The organism is Kiritimatiellia bacterium (assembly GCA_018001225.1).
In the GTDB taxonomy this organism is placed as follows: Bacteria; Verrucomicrobiota; Kiritimatiellia; order CAIQIC01; family JAGNIJ01; genus JAGNIJ01.
Window position 1 is genome coordinate 31,645 of record JAGNIJ010000014.1, and the last position, 17,842, is coordinate 49,486.

Sequence of the window (17,842 nt, forward strand, 5' to 3'; positions counted from 1 at the left end):
TCATTATGACTTCTCTGTCCGAGCGGTTCGGGCTTCAAGTTCCGTGATTGGCCGTGGTGGAGTTCCCTCTTCCGCCTGCGGTCTCGCGGGAGCTCGACCCTCCAAAGGATAAAACGAGGGGGATGTTTCATGTCGACTCGAGCCATACGGATTCATACGTAGATTGAGAGAACGTTGACATGGTCCGTATTCCCACGTAGTAGTTTTCGAGCCGATTCTGACAGAAGGATGATCATGGACAAAGACACTCATTCGCCGACCTCACCACCCTCCGGGGTTGACCGCGAGGAATGGTTCCTGGCCCGCCTCGCCGACGACCCCCTGCCGAACGCCACGCTGCTGGATTTTCTCAAGACGCTTCCGCCCGCCGGCGAGACCGAGCGGGCCGACGCCTGGGCCGAACTGCTGGAGGACACCCTGGTGGAACGCGGACAGCATCTCGCGGCGCTGTCGCTGCTGCGCGTCCGCTCGACGTGGGGCGCGCCCGGCCGCGACGCGGCGTACTGGCGCGCCCGCGCCATGGCCCTGCTGGACTCCGATCACGACCGGCGCGCGCTGGTGCCCCACGCCGGGTTCGATGCCGGGCTGCCGGTGGCGGAGGGATTCCGCCGGCTCGATTTCCTGCTCTCGCTGCGGCCGGGCATGCTGTGCCTGGACCACACGTGGGGGTTCGGTGTGATCCAGCGCGTGGACTCGTTCTACGGCCGGGTGGAAATCAATTTCGAACGGAAGCCCGATCATTTCCTGGCGCTGGCCTACGCGGCGGAATCGCTGAAGCTGTTGCCCGAGGATCACCTGCTGTCGCGCCTCTACCGTAAACCCGAGGAGACGGCTGGGCTCGTGAGCGATAAGCCGGCCGAGGTCGTCCGCCTCGCCCTGCGGAGTTACGGGCCGCTGACGCCGGCCCAACTCCAGGAGATCCTCTCGCCTCGCCTGGTGCCGGGGGAGGGCTGGAAAAAATTCTGGGACAGCGCGCGGGCCGCGCTGAAAAAAGATCCGCTGGCCGACGTGCCGGCGAAGCGCTCCGAGCCGCTGCGGCTGCGGGACAAGCCGGCGGCCTTCGACGCCGTGTGGCTGGCCGGGCTAGCCGCCGAGCGCGACCTGGCTCGGATCGCGGCCGAGGTCGAGCGGTACGAGCGCGAACGCGGCTCGATGGAGATCCCGGTGGGCGAGGACGCGGCGCGCGAGGCGATCGCGGAGCGGCTGGCCTTCCTTATTAAGGGAGTCGGGACGTCGCGGCCGGACCTCGAGGTGGTCGCGGTGCTGGCGGCGGAGCGGCTTGGGATCGCGCCGGAGGGCATCGGCGCCGCGGGCCGCGTGAAGGAATGGTTGGGCGAATCGCGTTTCCTGGAGATGGTCAAGGAACTGCCCGCCCGGACGGTGCCGCCGTTTTTGGATGCGCTGGAAAAGACCGATCCGGAAGCGGCGCGCGCGCTCTGGCTGGCCAACCTGAACCGCATGGGCTTCACGGCGCTGGCGGAGGCCATCGCCCGGCTGGAGGCGGCGAGGTGTGACGGCCGCTGCGCGGACGCGCTGCGGGAACTGCTGGCGGCGCGCAAGGCGGAGGTCGAGGTGCTGTACTGGATCACCCGGCACATGGACCGGCTGGACGGCTGGGACCTGGCCACGCCTACCGAATTGATGACCCAGGTGCTGGACCATCTGGCCGCGGACTACAACGGCGAGCGGCTGAAGGTGAAAAACCAGTTGCGCTCGCGGTTCGAACAGAAGGAATGGCTGCCGCCGATGCTGGCGGCGCTCGACGAGCGGAAGCGGCGCGAGACGCTCCTGCGGGTGCGCGAATCGCCCGCGTGGTCGGCCCTGGACCGGCAGTCGGTGATGGCGCAGATCGTCAAGCTGTACCCGGAGCTCGAGGCGGTCCTGTCCGGGGCGCCGGCGGAGAAGCCCGCGGACGCGGCGCCCGCGGCGGTGACGTCGTGGCGGACGTACCGCGAGCGGCAGGCGCAACTGGAGAAGCTGGTGCGCGAGGAGATCCCGCGCAACAGCCGGGACATCGCGACGGCCCGGGCCCACGGCGACCTGCGCGAGAACGCCGAGTTCAAGGCGGCCAAGGAAATGCAGGGCATCCTGTTCCGCCGGCGCGCGGAGTGGGAGGCGATGCTGCAGCGCGTGCAGCCGTCCGATTTCCGGAGCCCGGCCGGCGAGGGCGCGGGCCAGGGGACGGCCGTGCGGCTGCGGTACGCGGACGGGCGCGAGGAGCGCTATCACATCCTGGGCGAGTGGGACCAGGACGAGGCGCTGCACATCATCTCCAGCCAGACGCGGATGGCCCAGGCGCTGCAGGGGCATCGGCCCGGCGAGACGGTCAAGGTGCCGACGGCCTCCGGCGAGGCGGACTGCGCGCTGGTCGAGGTCGGTCCGCTGCCGGACGAGATCCGCGCGTGGATCGGCCGGCCGTGAGATCGAAAGCCTGTAGCCGGGATCGCCGATCCCGGCTACAGCGGAGCGCTCTGGAACGAACTCCCTGTTCCCGTTTTCCTCTTTTTTTCCCGAGCGGGCGGGGTATAGTCCGGGCGATTTCAACCACGGGGAACACATCATGATCAAGGCGAAGGTCGTCGGCGCGGGCGGGTACGGGGGCGTGGGGATCACGGAGCTGCTGCTGCGGCACCCGGAGGCGCGGATCGCGTGCCTGGTGGACGTCACGGACGTGGGCTCGCCGATGAGCGCGCTGTATCCGCACCTGGCGGGATTCTGCGACACGAAGATCGTCGCGCCGGACAGCCCGGAGGCGCAGGCGCCGGCGGACGTGGTGTTCTTCTCCACGCCGGACGGCGTCGGCATGCAGTTCGCCGAGGCGGAACTGAAGAAGGGCGCGCGGGTCATTGATTACAGCGGCGACTTCCGGTTCAACGACGCGGAGACCTACGCGGAGTACGCCCGGCGCATCGGGCGCGACCCCGTTCACAAGTCGCCGCACCTGCTGCCGCAGTCGGTGTACGGGCTGGCCGAACTGCACCGGGCGCAGATCGGGAAGGACCAGAGACTGGTCGGCAACCCCGGCTGCTTCGCGGTGAGCTGCCTGCTCGGGCTGGCGCCGGCGATCCGGAACGGCCTGGTGGATCTCGCCAGCCTGATCTGCGACTGCAAGACGGGCGTGTCGGGCGCGGGCAAGAAGCCGGCGGCGACGTTCCACTACCCGGCGCGGTACGACCACATGAACGCCTACCGCCTCTCCGGCCACCAGCACGTGATGGAGGTCGAGCGGGAACTCGGCCTGCTGGCGGGCGGGCCGGTCCGCGTGACGTTCACCGCGCAGGTCGTGCCGACGTGCCGGGGGATCATGTCCTGCCTGTACGGGACGCTCAAGCCGGGCGTCACGCCGGCGGCCGTCGCGGAGGCGTACAAGACCTTCTACGCGGGGAGCCCGTTCGTCCGGCTGTACGACCGGACGGCGGCGGTCGGGACCGTCCACGTGCGCGGCACCAACTACGGCAACCTGATCGTGGACGTGGACGAGCGGACGAACCGCCTGCGCGTCGTGTCGCACATCGACAACCTGATGAAGGGCCAGGCCGGGAACGCGCTGCAGAACATGAACCTGCTCTTCGGCCTGCCTGAAACCAGCGGGCTCGACCGGGCGGGGCAGTACCCCTGATCCGCGGCGGAGGCCGGATTGTTCAGGGGTGAGACGCGCCGTATCCGCCCGCCCGTAGCGCCGCCTCGCCTCGAGGCGCGCGCAACGAGGCGCATGAATTCGGCTGGACGGCCCCGGCTCGAGGGCGAGCCGGGGCTACGGGCCTCACGAAATCGTCAAGCCGGCATGGATGTTTCTGGTCAGGGCCGGCCGCGGAGATCCAGCACCCGCCACGAGATCCAGTCGAGCGGCACGTCGCCCAGGTAGGTCCGCGCGCTGGTCATCACCAGCCCGGGATCCCCGAGCAGGGCCAGCGGGACGCGCACGGTGATCGTCTTGCCCGTCCGTTCGACGGTCACGCTGTCCGGGGGCAGTTGCGCGGACTGGTCGAGAATTTCGTGCCGCAGCGCGCCGAAGCGGACGTGGAGCTTGGGGAGGCCGGCGAACGGCTGATCCTTGCGATACCCGAAAACATACAGCGAAAGGCCCACGGTCCTGGCCAGCGGGCGGGACAACCGGACGGTCAGCGCCAGGGCGCCGGCCTCCCGGCGGACGGCGCGCCACTCGATCCCCACGAAGCTCGCCTGCTCCTCGTCCGTGAGTTGATCCGGCAAGGCCTCTTCCTCTTTCCCGTCGATCTCTTCGTCCGTCTTGAGTTCCGCGCCGGGTCCCAGCCGCGCGGCGGGGAGGTCGCCGAACAATTCCCCGGCGCGCACGAAGGACAGCAGGTACTTGGCGGCGTAGCCGAATTGAGTGCGGTGGCGGTGGATGGCGTCCAGCTTGGTCCCGGCCTCCCCGTCGGTCAGCGCGAAACGTCGCCAGGGCACGGCCTCGGCCAGCGCGCGCGGGGGCCGCGCGGCCGCCTCCGGCCGGTAGCCCCGCGGCATCGGCCAGCGGCGGAAATGCACCAGGTAGGGATGCAGTGCGGGCCGGAGTTCATCCTCCAGGTTCCACAGCGCCACCCGCGTGAAGAGATACAATGACCGATGATCGCAGTTCTGGTCGGCCGGGTGCGACAGGAATATCCTCGTCGGATTGAAATCCCGGATCACCGCGGTCAGGTCGGCCAGGATCTCCTCCCCCTTGTAGGGGGCGCCGGGGCGGTAGGCGTTCGGATAGGGCACCGCGCGGACGCGGGTCAGCATGCTTTCGAAGGCCGGCTCGCGGTTCCAGTGCTCGGCCCAGATGTGGAGCGTCCCGAAATCCGGGTAGCCGAGAAAAACCAGCTGGTCGGGTTCCAGGCCCATGGCCCGGGCGGCGTTCACAGCCTCCCCGTGCCGGATCATCCCCATCTGCCGCACCGCCTCCGGCTCGAGCACGGGATGCTTGCGGTAGACCGCGAAGGACCACTGGTTGTTGTCGCCGTAGGTCAGGAAGACCACGCGCACCGGGAGGCCCATCGCGCGCGACCGCTGGATGATCCCGGCGCAGCCGATCACCTCGTCGTCCGGGTGCGGCGCCAGCACGAGGACGCGGTCGTCGGGCTGGAGCACGAACGGCTCGAACGCCGGGCCCGGCGCGGCGGACGAGGCCCGCCCGGAGCCGGGAGCCCCCGCCGCGGTCAGCAGGAACGCGAGGCCCAGGAACCACTCACGCGCGCGCCGGAATGAGATGTCCATAGATGATCGTCTCCCCGTGTTGCAGTCCGCCCGAACCGCCTCGAAAATTCGGCACCGCCGCCACCGGGGCAAAGCCCATGCGCTCGAAGAACGCGCGGCCCGGCGCATTATCGGCGCGCACGCGGGCGTGCACACCGGGGATGCCGCGCCCGGCCAGGTACTCGAGGAAGGTCCGCATCAGCGAGCCCCCGGCGCCCCGCCCGCGCGCCTCGTCCAGGAGATCGATGTGCAGGTGGGCCGGGTAGGCGCCGAGGATCGGCGGCGCGGCGGCCTGTTGGGCCCGCGCGCAGCGGAGCAAGCCGGCGATCCACTGCCAGCTCGACCTCCGGAACAGGAAGCCGCGCGCCACGGCGCGGGCCAGGGCCGGCGGCGCAATCCGCAGGGCCCACACCCGACGGAACCGGCGGGTATCCCGCGCGCCCGTGAGGTAGCCCGCCACGCGCCCGCCGGCCTCGGTCACCCAGGCGGACTCCGGTTCGAAATCCGTGTAGTACCGGGTCACCAGGTCGGCGACGAGTTCCCGGTCGAAGAAACCCGGCTCCAGCGGCCTCCCCGCGTCGGCGGTCTCGCAGCAGATAGTCCGCACCGCCTCTCGATCCGCCGCCCGGAACGGGCGTATGACAGTTTTCCCCAGCGTGAAGGCAGCATAATCCCCCAGGGCCGCCGGCGACAAGCGGAGACCCGCGGGGGGAGACAGCGGTTTCGCGCGTCGCTTTCCTCTTGAGTTTTGCCGCCCGCCGGTCTATTTCCCGGTCTGCGTGAACAGCAACCGGCCAGCAGGCCCTGTATAGAAAAGAGGAAGAGGCACCATGGATAACAACACGAGCGCCGCCCAGTCGATCATCGCCGCGGAAGCGGAAATCACGGGGACCATCAAGACCTCCGGGTCCATCCGCATCGACGGCAAGCTGGACGGCGAGCTGAACTGCGGCGGCGACGCCGTGATCGGCAAGAGCGCGACGATCAAGGGCAACCTGACCGTCAACGCCGTGTCGATCGCCGGCGCGATCACGGGCAACGTCACCGCGCGCGACCGGATCGAGATGAAGTCCTCCGCCCGCGTGATGGGGGACATCAAGGCCAAGCGGCTCGCCGTCGAGGACGGCGTGACGTTCGTCGGCAAGTCGGAGGTGAATCCGTCCGGCTCGGCGGCCGTGGCCGCCCCGGCCGCCCGCGAGGAAGAGCCCGCCGCCGAGGCGAAGCCGGGCTTTTTCGGCAAGCGCTGACGGTCGGTTGTCCGCGCCTCTCTTGATGACGGGCAGGCCCCGCGCCGGCCCGTCCGGAGAAATTCGTGGCGGGTTCCCGCAAAACGTCGGTGGTGGACGGCTACACGGTCGTCCGGATGGTCCGGCACGCCAAGGGCGGCGAGCCGGAAGCCGTCCCGGCCGCGCCGCCGCCCCCGAAGCACGAGCCGACTCCGCCGGGCGAAGCGAAGAAGGCGCATATCGGCCACACGGTGCTGCCCACGAAGCACACCATCCGTTGTTATGAATGCGCCTACGAGTTCACGCTGACCGCCCGTTCGCCGAAGACCTACTGCCCCAAGTGCCGGACCATCCTCGAATGGAAGGATGTGCTGATCCAGGCCGAGTGGACGGAGCCGGTCAAGACGGCGGGCACCATCCGGATCGGCCCGCAGGGCGTGGTCAAGGCCGGCGCGCTGATCGCGACGGACATCCTCCTGGAAGGCCGGGTGGAGGAGGGGACGCTCGAAGCCTTCCGCTGGCTGGAACTCGGGCCCGGCGCGGCCTACGACCCCGCGCGCATGAAGGCCGCCTGCCTGCGCGTCGCGGCCGGGACCGAACTCCAGCTCAAGGGAAAGCCCGCCTTCCGCGACGTGGAGGTTCTGGGCCACCTCGAGGCCCGGCTGGAAACGACGGGGCTGGTGACGGTGCGCGCGGGCGGGTTGCTGGCCGGCGAGGTGGCGGGCCCGCGCCTGGCCGTGGAGGAAGGGGGCGGCCTCCGTGCGCGGGTGAGAATCGTGGCTTCCTGAAGCCCGTTGTCTGCCGTCGAGATTCCGGTGTTGTACGCTGCCGGTAACTTAGCTAAAAAGGGGTGGGGACCAGGTCGTGACCCGTTGGACCAGACGGATCGGTCGCTTGCCGGGGCGGTTCGCCCTCCCGTTCCTGATGCTCCTTTTCGTGGCGGCCCCGCCGCGGGCTGGCGCCGGCCCGAAGAACGAGCCCCCGGCCCCGCCGCCCCTGACGGTGGCGATCGACGACAATTATCCCCCGTACGTGTTCCGCGACGCCCAGGGCGCGCTCCAGGGCGTCCTGCCCGACTTGTGGCGGCTCTGGGAGCAGAAGACCGGACAGCGCGTCCGGCTGGAGGGCCTGGACTGGAGCGAGGCCCTCCGTTCCATGGAGGAGGGCCGGGCGGACGTGCTGGACACGGCCTTCTACACCGAGGAACGCGCGCGCCTCTACCGCTTCTCCGAACCCTACGCGGAGATCCGGGTTCCCGTCTTCAACCAGAAGGATCTCGGCGGGATCCGCGACGCGGATTCACTGCAGGGATTCACGGTCGGCGTCAAGGCCGGGGATGCCGTGATCTCGGTGCTGCGGCAGCGCGGCGTCACGACGTTCCTCGAGTTCGACAGTTATGAGGACATCATTTGCGCGGCCGCCGAGAACCGGATCCGCGTCTTCTCCATGGACGAGCCTCCGGCCTTCTACTACCTGACCAAGTACAAGCTGGAAGACGAATTCCGGCAGTCCTTCATCCTCTACACGGGCGCTTTTCACCGGGCGGTCCGGCGCGATCGCGCCGACCTTCTCCACCGGATCGAGGAGGGCTTCGATGCGATCCTGAAGAGCGAACGCAGCGCGATCGAGCGGAAGTGGATGGGCATGCCGCTCGGTGGAGGGCGGCTGCTCCACACCCTGTTCCTCGCCCTGCTCGTGGTGGGCGCCGGGGCCCTGGTCCTGGGCTTTTTCCTGCTCGTGCTGCGGCACCAGGTCAAGGAAAGGACCGCCGAGTTGCGCGGCACCCTGCACTCGCTGCAGCAAAGCGAGGATAAGATCCGGAGTCTTTTCCGCGCCGCGCCCGTCGGCATCGGCATGGTGACCCACCGGGTCATCCAGGAGGCCAACGACCGGCTGTGCGAGATGACGGGATATGGGCGGGAGGAACTCCTCGGGCAGAGCGCGCGGATGCTGTACCCGACGCAGGAGGACTTCGATACCGTCGGCCGGGAGAAATACAGGCAGATCGAGGAGCAGGGCACCGGCACCGTGGAGACGCCGTGGCGGCGCAAGGACGGGCGGATCATCGACGTCCTGTTGAGCTCCACGCCGCTCGTCCCGGGCGACCTGGCCCGCGGGGTGACGTTCACCGCGCTGGACATCACCGAACGGCGGCGGGCCCTGGAACTGCTGCGCGGCATCAACGACTGCCTGGTCTCGTTCGGCACCGATCCCGCCGAGAACCTCCGGCGCATCGCCGAGGCCTTCGGCCGCCTTTCGGAGGCGGACTGCGTGCTCTATAAGCGGCGGCACGGCGACCAGCTGGTCACCGAGACGGGATGGAACCTGCAGCCCGGCATGGAGGACGCCGTCAAGGGGGCGGGCATTCTCTGTTACGAGGCCATGGCCGGCGGAGCGGAAAAGGACCTGGCGATCCGGCCCCTGCGCAAGGGGCAAGCGTCGTGCGGGCATCCCAACGTCAAGGTGCACGGGTTCGCGTGCTGCCTGGGCTGCCCGGTACGGCTCGGATCGGAGACGGTGGCCTTCCTCTGTGCGCTGTTCTCGTCCGACTACCAGCCCGCGGGCCAGGACCTCGGCCTGCTGCAGATCCTGATCAACGCCGCCTCGATCGAGGAGGCGCGGCGCCAGGCGCTGGAGGAGCGCATCCAGCTCGAGCGGCAGGTCCAGCAGACGCAGAAGCTCGAGAGCCTCGGCGTGCTGGCCGGCGGGATCGCCCACGATTTCAACAACCTGCTCACCGCCATCCTGGGGCATATCACGCTGGCCCGCGACGTCCTGCCGGCCGCCGCGCCGGCCGCCGAGGACCTGCAGTCGGCGGAGCGGGCCACCCGCCGCGCCGCCGAGTTGGCCCGCCAGATGCTGGCCTACACCGGCAAGGCCCGCGCGGAAGTCCGCCCCGTGAGCGTGAGCAAGATCGTGGACGACATGATCCCCATGCTGAAGGTGGCGGTGTCCAAGAAGGCGGTGCTCCGGTTCGACCTGGCCCCCGACCTGCCGCCGATCCGCGCCGATATCAGCCAACTGCACCAGGTGATCATGAACCTCGTGATCAACGCGTCCGAGGCCATCGGGGAGCGCAGCGGCTTCATCAGCCTGTCCACGGGCCTCCGGCATTGTGACCGCGATTACCTGGCGTCCGGCTGGCTCGACGAGGACCGGCCGGAGGGGCCCTACGTGTATCTTGAGGTCGCCGACACCGGGTGCGGCATCGAGCCCGAGTCCCTGCCGCGGATCTTCGATCCGTTCTACACCACGAAGTTCGCCGGCCGCGGCCTCGGCCTGGCGGCCGTCCTGGGCATCGTGCGGGCCCACCGCGGCGCACTGCGGCTCGATAGCCAACCGGGCCGCGGCACGACTTTCCAGATCCTGTTCCCGGCCGCGGACGCGCCGGTCGGGCCGGAGCCCGGCGAGGAAGAGCCGGCCAGGGACTGGAAGGGGGCGGGGCTGGTCCTGCTGGCGGACGACGAGGAAAGCCTCCGCGTGGTCGCCGGCCGCATGCTCGAACGCATGGGCTTCCGCGTGATCACCGCGCGGGACGGCCTGGAAGCCGTGGACCTTTTCCGCGCGCAGGCCCGGGACATCGTCTGCGTCATTATGGACCTGACCATGCCGCACCTGGACGGCGGGGAGGCCTTCCGCCAGATCCGCGGCCTGCGGGCCGACGTCCCGGTGATCCTCTCCAGCGGGTACGACGAGGAAAACCTGGCCGCCCGCTTCGCCGGCGAAGGGCTCTCGGGTTTCGCCCAGAAGCCGTACGCCTTCCATCGGCTGCGAAACATCGTCCGCCAGGTCATGACCGCGCCCGATTCCGCCGGCATCTGACCTCCGCGTCGCCCGGAAAAAAGGAAAAGCCGGTATTGACATATCATGAAGTCATGATACGTTACTATCATGAACCCCTTGAAAACGCGGTGCAACGAGGCGATGCCGCTGGAGTTGATGGCGAAGATGGCCGGCGTGCTCAAGCTCCTGGCCCACCCGCAGCGCCTGAAGGTGGTCGAGATTCTCGACGGCCGCGACGAGGTGCCCGTCCGGCGAATCGCCGAGTGGCTCGGGTTGCCGCACGCGGCGACGTCCCAGCATCTCAACCAGATGAAGCGGGTCGGCCTGCTGGAGTCGGAGCGGCGCGGCAAGGAAGTCTGGTACCGCATCGCGGACCGGCGCTGCATCACTATTCTGAAATGCATTCGGGGCGGGCACTGATCCCGCGGGAAAGGAAGGACGGCATGGCACCGGTATGGCGAATCGTGGTCGGCGCGGCGGTGGGGGCGGGCGTGGGATTCCTGCTCTACCGGTTCGTGGGCTGCCGGACGGGCGCGTGCCCGCTGACCGGCAACCCGTACGTGGCGATGCTCATCTGGGGCGTCGTCGGCGCGGTCATGGCCGCGGGCAAATAAAGGGCGTTTTTTTGGCAGCACAAAAACAGGAGAGGAACATGAGCGGATTGATGGAGTTGACGGACAAGACCTTCGACGGGCAGGTCGCCGGCGGCGTGACGATCGTGGACTTCTGGGCCCCCTGGTGCGGGCCGTGCCGGATGCAGACCCCGATCCTCGAGGCCCTGGCGCCCAAGGTGCAGGGCCGGGCGGTCATCGCGAAGGTTAACGTGGACGATTTCCCGGACCTGGCCGCGCGCTTCAGCGTGCGCGGGATCCCGACGCTGATCCTGTTCAAGGCCGGGCAGCCCGTGCAGCAGATGGTGGGCGTCCAGCGGGAAGACGCACTGCTGCGGGCCGTCGAGTCCGCGGCCGGCTGATCGGGGGAGGAATGGCCATGCCGCTGTTTGAATACCGTTGCGCGGAATGCGGGGCCGTTTTCGAACACCTGGCCCGGTCGGCCGGAGAGAAGCCGGGCGCCTGCCCGAAATGCGGGGCGAAAAAAGCGGAGAAGCAGTTCTCCACGTTCGCCGCCCGCCAGGCGCCCGAAGCGGGGCTGCCGTCCTGCGCGGGCAGTTCCTGCTCGACCGGAACCTGCGCCACCGGCGCCTGCCCGTTCAGCGCCTCGTGAATCAGGTGGGGGCGGGTCGCCTTGGCCGTTACGGCTCGCCGGAGGCTCGCCCTCCAAATCGAGAATGCAGTATGGCGAGCGTCCCCGCGAGTCGTACGAACCGGCCGTCCGCATTTGACAAGAACCGGCCCAGTCTCTAGATTATCGCTCCGACAAGCGACGCCGACGAGACACCGGACGGAAGTCCGGGCCCCGGCTTCCAGGTGTTTTGACGGAGTGACGCGGATGCCGACGTACGAATACGAGTGCCGCCGTTGCGGACACCGATTCGAAAAGTTCCAGTCGATGAAGGACCGGCCCCTGCAGCGCTGCCCCCGGTGCCGGGGCAAGGTGGAACGGCTGCCCGGGGGCGGGGCCGGCATCCTGTTCAAAGGGGCGGGGTTTTACGCGACGGATTACCGCAGCCCGGGCTACAAGAAGGCCGCCCGGGCCGAGAAGAGCGGCGACACAAAGAAGAGCGCGCCCGCGGACAAGCCCGCCCAGAGTAAGGCATGATGAAAATCGCCTGTTCCCGATGCGGCAAGGAAAACGAGCCCACGCGGCTTTTTTGCGCCACGTGCGGCGCCAAGCTGGACCTGGACGGAAAGGCCTGGCGGGTGCCGATCCGCTGGGGCCGCGGCCTGCTGCGAATCGTACAAGTCCTGCTGCTGGTCGCCGTGGCCCTGCTCCTGTGGCCGGTGCGGCCGCAGGGCGCCGTCGGTGCCCGCGCGGAGGCCCTGGCCTACTCCGGCAAGCTGCGGATCCTCTCGGACGCGGCCGAGCAGGGAATCCTGGTCGTACAGGTTTTTTCCGAGGCCGAGGTCAACGGCTACCTGGCCGAGGTGCTGAAGAGCCACCCGGAGTTGTCCAAGCCGGAGGGCCTGGGCAAGATCGGGATCGGCGAAATCAACGTGCGGTTCGCGCCCGAGGGCGTCACGGTGACGGTGATCGTGAACATCGGGGGCCCGCTGCGGATGTCGTACGAGCTGGCCGGCCGCCCGCGCGCGGGGGGCGGTCCGTTCACCTTCGACATGCGGGCCGCGCGCTGGGGGCACCTTCCGCTGCCCGGGCCGGCCTCGCGCTGGATGGTGCGGCGGATCGGGCTGATGTTCTCGGGCATGGAGCGCGAGCGCGCCGTGTTGAACGGCCTGCAGCGCATCGATTTGGGTCGGGGCCAGGTTCGCGTGGCCACCGGGTCATGAGGAGCGGGAAGCCGGAGCAGAAAGGGAAACGACGATGAGAGACAAGGAAGAGTTCTTCGGGCTGCTGATGGAGATCGAGGGCAAGGAAGTCCGCGAGTACGCCAAGCTGATCGGCGATTTCGATTTTACCCGGTACGTCCTGAAAATCAACCAGGTCCAGGACCCGGCCGGCGGCCAGGCCACGCTGGTGCTCATCCGCGTGCCCCAGGTCATCGCGGGCTTCCCCGCGCACCTCGTGAACACGCCGGTCCGCCGCACGGCGCTCGAGGATTACCTCGTCCGCAAGCTGTCCGCCCGCCTCGAAATGCTGGCCCGCTACGACAGGGAAGGCGTCTCGCGCCGGCGGATCCCGCTCTATGCCCCCGGCCAGGCCATCTTGCCCCGCACGTCGCTGGTCGTGACGGACGACTACATCGAGGCGCGCCTCTACGTCGACCTGCCGTCCCGGCACGGGTGCGTCGCCGCCGAGAGCGCCAGGGAGGTCTTCTTCGAGGACCTGCCCGGCGTCGTGAATTCCAGCCTGATCTTCTGCAACCTAAACCAGCGCGAGGTCGAGGATTTCGTCAACCTCATGGAAGACGCCGACCAGATCCGCCAGGTGCTGCCTACCCGCGGCTGGGTGGGGTTCGTGGGCGAAGGCGCCCTGCTGGCCCGCGCGGGCGACGCCGACACGCCGGACTACGAGAGCATGACCCCGCTCGCGGTCGAGGACGCTCTCGCCGTTGAACTGGACGTGCCCAACGCCGGCCGGGTGCGCGGCTTCGGCGTCCCGTCGGGCATCACGGTGATCCTGGGCGACCGGTACTCCGGCCGCGCGGACCTCGTGCGCGCCCTGGCGGCCGGCATCTACAACCACGTTCCCGGCGACGGGCGCGAGTGGGTGGTGTCGCTCCCGGATGCCGTCCAGGTGGTGGCCGAGAGCGGGCGGAGCGTCCAGCAGGTCGACGTCAGCGCGTTCCTCCGCGAGCACCCGGCCTGCGCGAACGTGAAGCAGTTTACCTGCGCCTCGGCGGACGCCTGCGCGGCCCAGGCGGCCGGCACGGTGGAGGCGGTCGAGGCCGGCGCGCGCGTGCTGATCTTCGAGGAATCCACGTCCGCCTCGGAGTTCCTCTCCGGCGGCGCGCCGGCGACGGCGCTGCTCCCGGCCGCCAAACGGCAAATCATCCCGCTGGCCTCGCGGGCGCGGCAGATGGTGGACGAACTGGGCATCTCGATCGTCGTGGCGGGTTCGGCCGCCGTGCTGGAGTTCCTCCCGGTGGCGGATACCGTGCTGCACGTGGAAGGCTTCAAGGTGACCCACGTCACGAAGCAGGCCCATGAACTGGCCGTCCCGGCGCCCGCGGCGCCGTCCTCGTCGGCGGAAGTCGCCGCCATGGCCGAGCCCACGCGCTGCATCATCCCGATCAGCATCGATCCGAGCCAGGACCGGTACGACGCCGTCATCGCCGCGCCGGATACCCGGTCTCTGGTTTTCGGCCGCTCGGTGATCAGCCTCGCCGGCCTGCCGCAGCTGGCGGACGTGTACCAGGCGCGCACGATCGGGCGCATCCTGTACTACGCCAAGCTGCGCTACCTGGACGAGCCCCGGCCCGTGCGGGAGATCCTGGATTTGGTGGATCGCGATTTGAGCACGGAAGGGCTGGAGTCCCTGACCCGTGACCTGCGCGGCGACCTGGCCCGTCCGCGCCGCTTCGAGATCGCCGCGGCGCTCAACCGGCTGGACACGCTTCGGGTCACCCGGCCCGCCGGCTGACCCGGGCGGGCGGCCGCATGAAACTGGTCATCCAGCGCGTCAGGCAGGCGCGCGTCACGGTGGCCGGCGAAACCGTCGGGCAGATCGGCCCGGGCGCGGTCATCTTCGTCGGCGCGTCCCGCGCGGACACGCCGGAGGATGTCCGCTACCTTGCCCGTAAGACCGCCGCGCTACGCGTGTTCGACGACGCGGAAGGCCGCCTGAACCGGGCCCTCGCGCCGGGCGAAGGGGAGTTCCTGGTCGTCAGCCAGTTCACGCTCTACGGGGATTGCCGCCACGGCAACCGTCCCAGCTACATCGAGGCCGCCCCGCCGGAACAGGCCGCGCCGCTGTGCGAGGCCTTGACCGCCGAGCTGGAAAGCCTCGGTTGCCGGGTTGCCCGCGGCCGCTTCCGGGAAACCATGCTCGTCGAACTCGCCAACGACGGGCCGGTCACGATCCTCATGGAAAGCACCGGGCGCACGGCGTCCTGATCCCATGCGTGCGATCGTCATGTCCTTCCGCCGGGTCGCCCTGGTCGGCGCGGCCTGCGCGGCCCTCGCCGCCGCGGAGGAAGCGCCGTCGAGGCCCGCCTCCTCCGCCGTGTTCAGCGCCAGCCGCCGCTTCGTGGTGAAGGGCCTGCCCTCCGCCGAAGCCCTGTCGCTGACCGTCGCTTGCGAGGAGGCCGCCGGGCGGCTGGAGGAACTGCTTCGTCAGCCGCTTCCCTTGTTTCATAACCAGCCGCTCGTGATCTCTGCCCGCGCGGACGCGGCGGAGCCGCGCGGGCGCGTCACCCGGGCGCAGGGCTGGACGGACCGGGGGCTGGCCCAGCAGCTGGATCTCGTCAACGTGGAGCGCGTGGACCAGGAGGACTTGCTCGAGGCGTTGACGGGGCTGCTGGTGAACCGCTATTTGGTGGAACGCCAGACCGCGCGGCGAGCCACCCCGGCCGACGCGCCCGCGTGGCTCTCCGTCGGCCTGGCCCAGAACCTCTACGCGTCGCTGCGCGCCCGCAACGCCCGACTGGTGCTGCAGCGGTGGACGGAGGAACAGTCGTTGTCCGCGGCCGGGATCCTGGCGCTGCGCCACCTGCCGGACGGCCGGTGGAGCGAGAAGGCCTTCTGCGGCGTTTTCACGGACTGGCTGCTCTCGTTCCCGGCCGCCGAGTCGCCCTGGGACCGCCTCGCGCCGGCGCTGGCCGGGCCGGATCCCGTCACCGCCCCGCGGCTGGCCGGGGTCCTGCTGGGCCGGGAGGATGTGCGCGAGCTGGAAAAACACTGGGAGCTCTGGATCGCCCGGCAGAAGCAGGTCCGGCGCATCGGGGAGGCCGACGCGGTGGACTCCCTCGGGGAGCTCGAAGCGCGGCTGGTCGTCCGGCCGGCCGAATGGCCGGAGCTCGAGGCCCTTGGCCTGCCCGAGATCCTGACCTGTTCGCAATGGATCGACTACCGGGGCGAGTCCTGGATGCCCTCGCTGGTCCGGCGCCTCGAGGTTTCGCTCGGCGCGCTGGGGTTCGGGCTGGACGACGAGTTGCGTCGCGTCCGGGACTTGTACGTCGCGTACGTTTCCGCGCTGGCGCCGCGCCCGGTGCCGGGCCTGTTCGGCTGGCTGCGCGCGTCCCGCCCGAACGAGGCCTTGTTGCGCGAGCGCCTGCGGGCCGCCGAGGAGGCCCTGGCCGCGTACAAATCGGTGCGGGGCGATCGGCTCCGCTTCGTGGACGAGGCGGAGGCCGAGTTCGGGCCGCCGCCCGCCGCTCCGGAGGAGATGCCGCGGTACCTCCCGCGCGCCGAACTGCAGCGCTACGTGGACGAGGCCGAGGGCGCGTCCGCCCCGTGAGCGGCGGGACGCCCGCCCGAATCCGCGCGCAGGAACTTCTGGCGATGGGATACCGGGTGGATATGCTCCTGTGCTATTGCGGCGCGCCGGAGGCTCGCCCTCCAAATGTTGATTTGCACTATGGAGGGCGAGCGTCCCCGCGAGCCGAAGAGCGGGGAACGAGCGAGGGGGTGCACATGAACGCCATTCCTGCGCGTGGATTTGAGTCCCGCCGGCGCGCTTGACTCCGGCCGGGCAGTCTATAGGCTGGAAGACGGTACCCCAAACACGGTGATGGCATGGCCCGCAATCGCTCAACGACCGTCGGCGCGATAGACCCGGAAGTGCTGGCCTACACGGCCGGCGATGACGCGGCGCTGGACCTGGCCCTCGTCGAGTCCGATGCCCTCGGGACGGCCGCCCATGTCACCATGCTCTCCCGGATGCCGCTGGATCCGCCCGTCATCACGGCCGCGGAAGGCCGCAAGGTCATCCGGGCGCTGGCCGGCATCGTGGGCAAGGCCCGGGCGGGCGGGCTCCGCATCCGCCTCGCGGACCAGGACGTGCACCTGGCGGTGGAGCGGCTGCTCACCGAGAAGCTCGGCGAACTGGGCCGGAAAGTGCATACCGGGCGGAGCCGGAACGACCAGGTCGCGGTGGACCTCCGGCTGTACGGCAAGGTCCGCTTGCTCGAGGTGCTCGAGGCCGCCGGCCGGCTGGCGCAGGCCCTCGTCGAATTCGCGCGGCGGCACGAGGCGGTGCCGATGGTGGGGCGGACCCACATGCAGCCCGCCATGCCGTCCTCCGTCGGGTTGTGGGCGGATGCCCACGCCGAGAGCCTGCTCGACGACGCCGCGCTGCTGCTGGCCGTCTACGCGCTGAACGACCAGTGCCCGCTCGGCTCCGCGGCCAGCTACGGGGTCCCGTTGCCGATCGACCGCCGGCTGGTGTCCGACCTCCTGGGCTTCGCCCGGCCGGTCCACAATGTCCTTTACGCCAACAACGCGCGGGGCAAGAACGAGCAGGTCATCCTGTCCGCGCTCGCCGGGGTCATGGGCAGTCTCTCGCGCCTGGCGCAGGACCTGATCCTGTGGAGCATGCCGGAGTTCGGCTATTTCACGCTGCCGTCGGGCTTCTGCACCGGCAGCAGCATCATGCCGCAGAAACGCAACCCGGACGTCCTCGAGCTGGTGCGCGCGCGGGCGGCGTCGGTGTCGGCCTCCGCCGCGCTGGTCGGCGAACTGGTGCGCGCCGCGCCCTCCGGCTACAACCGGGATATCCAGGAAGCCAAGGGCCCCTTCATCCAGGGCTTGGCCGTGACGCGGGACAGCCTGCGGCTTCTGGGCCGGCTGGTCGGCGGGATCGAGGTCCACCCGGAGGCCCTGCGGGCGGCGTTCACGCCGGATGTCTTTGCGACGGACCGGGCGCTGGAACTGGTGGCCGACGGCATGCCCTTCCGGGACGCCTACCACCACGTCAAGGCGCACCTGGAGGACCTGGAACGGATGGATCCGGATGCCGCCGTCTCTCGGAAGACGCACCTGGGCGCGCCCGGCGGGCTGGATCTGCCGGCCGACCTGGTGCGGGGCCGCGAGATTGTACGGTTCGCGCAGGAAGAGCGGAAAAAGATCGAGAAGGCGTTCACCCGCCTCATGGGTGTGTCCTGGCGGTTGTAGTCGGCGGAG

Annotated in this window: 17 protein-coding genes; 15 read left to right on the forward strand and 2 right to left on the reverse strand. The window is 69.7% G+C overall.

The genetic code is table 11. The annotated features are described in order from the left end of the window. Positions 1-234: 234 nt before the first annotated feature. Together KA248_06585 and KA248_06590 are read left to right on the forward strand one after the other, a co-directional pair. The gene (locus KA248_06585; GenBank protein ID MBP7829568.1) at positions 235-2,421 is read left to right on the forward strand and encodes a GreA/GreB family elongation factor; all 2,187 of its coding nucleotides are present in this window, start codon (positions 235-237) and stop codon (positions 2,419-2,421) included. Between the two features lie 139 nt (positions 2,422-2,560). Then, positions 2,561-3,619 carry an N-acetyl-gamma-glutamyl-phosphate reductase gene (locus KA248_06590; protein MBP7829569.1) on the forward strand — a complete coding sequence of 353 codons (1,059 nt, stop codon included), beginning with the start codon at positions 2,561-2,563 and terminating at the stop codon, positions 3,617-3,619. A gap of 179 nt (positions 3,620-3,798) precedes the next feature. Here the strand turns inward: KA248_06590 and KA248_06595 are convergent, their stop codons facing one another. Beyond that, a complete protein-coding gene (locus tag KA248_06595; GenBank protein MBP7829570.1) occupies positions 3,799-5,217 on the reverse strand; it encodes a PIG-L family deacetylase in 1,419 nt (472 codons plus the stop codon). Further along, positions 5,189-5,803, reverse strand: coding sequence for a GNAT family N-acetyltransferase (locus KA248_06600; protein ID MBP7829571.1), 615 nt, complete (start codon positions 5,801-5,803; stop codon positions 5,189-5,191). Before KA248_06600 ends, KA248_06595 begins: the two co-directional genes overlap by 29 nt. A gap of 223 nt (positions 5,804-6,026) precedes the next feature. On the opposite strand from KA248_06600, the gene KA248_06605 reads away from it, so the two are divergent. From KA248_06605 to argH, 13 genes are all read left to right on the forward strand, one after another. Then, positions 6,027-6,443 carry a polymer-forming cytoskeletal protein gene (locus tag KA248_06605; protein MBP7829572.1) on the forward strand — a complete coding sequence of 139 codons (417 nt, stop codon included), beginning with the start codon at positions 6,027-6,029 and terminating at the stop codon, positions 6,441-6,443. A gap of 65 nt (positions 6,444-6,508) precedes the next feature. Next, positions 6,509-7,210: a hypothetical protein gene (locus KA248_06610; GenBank protein ID MBP7829573.1), complete on the forward strand. Its 702-nt coding sequence runs from the start codon at positions 6,509-6,511 to the stop codon at positions 7,208-7,210. A gap of 106 nt (positions 7,211-7,316) precedes the next feature. Beyond that, a complete protein-coding gene (locus KA248_06615) occupies positions 7,317-10,244 on the forward strand; it encodes a transporter substrate-binding domain-containing protein (GenBank protein MBP7829574.1) in 2,928 nt (975 codons plus the stop codon). Positions 10,245-10,313: 69 nt separating this feature from the next. Further along, the gene (locus KA248_06620) at positions 10,314-10,625 is read left to right on the forward strand and encodes a helix-turn-helix transcriptional regulator (protein MBP7829575.1); all 312 of its coding nucleotides are present in this window, start codon (positions 10,314-10,316) and stop codon (positions 10,623-10,625) included. 23 nt (positions 10,626-10,648) lie between these two features. Next, positions 10,649-10,819 (forward strand): hypothetical protein, encoded by a 171-nt coding sequence (locus KA248_06625; protein ID MBP7829576.1) that lies wholly within the window; start codon positions 10,649-10,651, stop codon positions 10,817-10,819. Positions 10,820-10,869: 50 nt separating this feature from the next. Next, the gene (gene trxA, locus KA248_06630; GenBank protein MBP7829577.1) at positions 10,870-11,178 is read left to right on the forward strand and encodes a thioredoxin; all 309 of its coding nucleotides are present in this window, start codon (positions 10,870-10,872) and stop codon (positions 11,176-11,178) included. 17 nt (positions 11,179-11,195) lie between these two features. Then, a complete protein-coding gene (locus KA248_06635; protein ID MBP7829578.1) occupies positions 11,196-11,429 on the forward strand; it encodes a zinc ribbon domain-containing protein in 234 nt (77 codons plus the stop codon). Positions 11,430-11,654: 225 nt separating this feature from the next. After that, the gene (locus KA248_06640; GenBank protein MBP7829579.1) at positions 11,655-11,924 is read left to right on the forward strand and encodes a zinc ribbon domain-containing protein; all 270 of its coding nucleotides are present in this window, start codon (positions 11,655-11,657) and stop codon (positions 11,922-11,924) included. After that, the gene (locus KA248_06645; protein MBP7829580.1) at positions 11,921-12,610 is read left to right on the forward strand and encodes a zinc ribbon domain-containing protein; all 690 of its coding nucleotides are present in this window, start codon (positions 11,921-11,923) and stop codon (positions 12,608-12,610) included. The genes KA248_06640 and KA248_06645 overlap by 4 nt, the downstream gene beginning before the upstream one ends. A gap of 34 nt (positions 12,611-12,644) precedes the next feature. Beyond that, complete coding sequence (locus KA248_06650; protein MBP7829581.1) at positions 12,645-14,363, forward strand: hypothetical protein; 1,719 nt, start codon at positions 12,645-12,647, stop codon at positions 14,361-14,363. A 17-nt stretch (positions 14,364-14,380) separates the two neighbouring features. Next, a complete protein-coding gene (gene dtd, locus KA248_06655; protein ID MBP7829582.1) occupies positions 14,381-14,836 on the forward strand; it encodes a D-tyrosyl-tRNA(Tyr) deacylase in 456 nt (151 codons plus the stop codon). Between the two features lie 4 nt (positions 14,837-14,840). Then, positions 14,841-16,178: a hypothetical protein gene (locus KA248_06660; GenBank protein MBP7829583.1), complete on the forward strand. Its 1,338-nt coding sequence runs from the start codon at positions 14,841-14,843 to the stop codon at positions 16,176-16,178. Positions 16,179-16,456: 278 nt separating this feature from the next. Continuing rightward, positions 16,457-17,833, forward strand: a complete 1,377-nt coding sequence (gene argH, locus KA248_06665) for an argininosuccinate lyase (protein ID MBP7829584.1) — start codon at positions 16,457-16,459, stop codon at positions 17,831-17,833. Positions 17,834-17,842: the final 9 nt, after the last annotated feature.